The 1,656-nt window shown below is 61.8% G+C and carries 2 protein-coding genes; both read left to right on the top strand.

What is annotated here, in order from left to right; all coding sequences use genetic code 11:
- Nucleotides 1-343: hypothetical protein (locus HLB44_RS36635; RefSeq protein ID WP_217283951.1), on the top strand; the 343-nt coding region annotated here is incomplete at its 5' end.
- A 757-nt stretch (nt 344-1,100) separates the two neighbouring features.
- On the top strand, nt 1,101-1,538 hold the full coding sequence (locus HLB44_RS36630; protein ID WP_173135794.1) for an NUDIX domain-containing protein: 438 nt from the start codon (nt 1,101-1,103) through the stop codon (nt 1,536-1,538).
- The last annotated feature ends 118 nt before the right edge of the window (nt 1,539-1,656 follow it).

Genomic DNA, 1,656 nt, shown 5'->3' with positions numbered 1-1,656 from the left:
TGGCGGCCGCGCGTTACCTCAAACGTTAGGCGTCATGAACCACGACCTCGCAGACGCGCCGGCAGTACTGTCGGGCACTTGGCTCTACGCGGGAGACACTCCTTGCGCAGTCAAGATTGTCAGCCATCACGTGCTCTATGGGACAGGTGACCACGAAGATCCACCTGAGATCGCCGACGACCAAGAAGTCGAATGCTTCTATATCTACTTCAGCACCCCGGCGGGTCAACCACAATGGGTTGGTGGTGGTGCAAGCACCTCTCTCACAGAGGCGAGAACCATCGTTGAACAAAAACTCGGGTCCACGCTCACTTGGCACGAGAAGGACTCAGGTACTCGGTGAACGCGTTCATTCTGTTGGCCCGCAGCGCGCGAACCCCAATGACGCCTAACCCTTCGGTCAACGCGACGGCCACCAGCTACGCGCCAGGGCCGCGAGGCACCCAGGCATATCATCTGCCTCGCGGCCCTGGCGCTCCGCTGGCGGCCGCGCGTTACCTCAAACGTTAGGGCTCGCAGGCCGCAAATGCGTGTGGCTATACAGCGTCCATGCAATGCTCGTTCCGCTGTCGTCGGTCTCGGTCTGCCTGGGCCGTCCGTCTACGCGGCCGGCGCACCGCCCGTCGTGCGCAAAGAGGCTCACCGCCGAGGTCGGCCTGGGCTGTCCGTCCTTCGGCGGCCAGCGCACCGTCGGGCGTCGGTCTCAAAGCTGCAAATCAGCGCAGCCTTCCGCAGCGGTGGCCGCAAGCGAGCGTTGAGCGTTCGCCGCAAAGCCAGTACCCTCGCGGTTCGTCAACGCGCGGCACAGGTTCGGGAAATACATGGGCTTTCTCTTGAGCCACAGTTCTTGCTCGTCGGCCCTGCGGCGTACCGCAGCGCCTGGGTTGCAGGCCGGGTTAGGCGCCAGCTATCGCTCGCGCCGCGCGGCGGCGTGCGGTGTGGCTGCCGTCAAGGCAGCAACCCGTCGGCGGGCGGTCGGTCCGCACCCGAGCCCTAACCCTTCCATCGAGGGGACGTCACAAAGGCCGCTTCGCGCCCTTTGTGCCGCCCCTCATGTCAAACGTTAGGTGCCTACCGTGCGCCGTCCGCACTCCGTACAAGTGTTCCTCGTTCGCTCTGGCAAAGACCAGATCGAATTCCTGCTGCTTCAGCGCCACGCTCGTCCGGAACTGTCGCTACCAGACTTCTGGCAAGGCATTACGGGGGCCCTTGAAGAGAAAGAGTCACACGAGCAAGCGGCCATCCGTGAGGTACTCGAAGAGACAGGAATCGAGATCACCCAAGTCCAGTACGCAGTATTCGAGCAACGCTTTCCTGTCAAGCCAGAGTGGAGGGCGCTCTACGGACCAGAAGCTACTGAAGTCTGCGAACGTGTTTTCTACACTCGCGTCTTGCCAGGAACGGTCCCTCACCTGTCGAACGAACACAAAGCCTGGCGCTGGGCAAATTCAAGTGAAGCTCACAGCCTGCTCACGTTCGGTCAAAACAGTCTGTGCCTCGCGGCGGTCGAACATCATGTTCAATCAAACGGCACCTAGCCCGCATGTTTCACGGTAGGTGAGCTGTACGGCCGATTTGGTTGGAGGCAGCCGATTTGGCCGAGATTTGGATCTCGAATTGGGACATTGCGACCCCTGTCGTCCGCAATGGGGCCGC

It is taken from the genome of Pseudaquabacterium terrae, from assembly GCF_013266755.1.
Taxonomy (GTDB): Bacteria; Pseudomonadota; Gammaproteobacteria; order Burkholderiales; family Burkholderiaceae_C; genus Pseudaquabacterium; species Pseudaquabacterium terrae.
The sequence above is the reverse complement of the archived record's forward strand: the minus strand, read 5'-3'. Positions and strand labels throughout refer to the sequence as shown.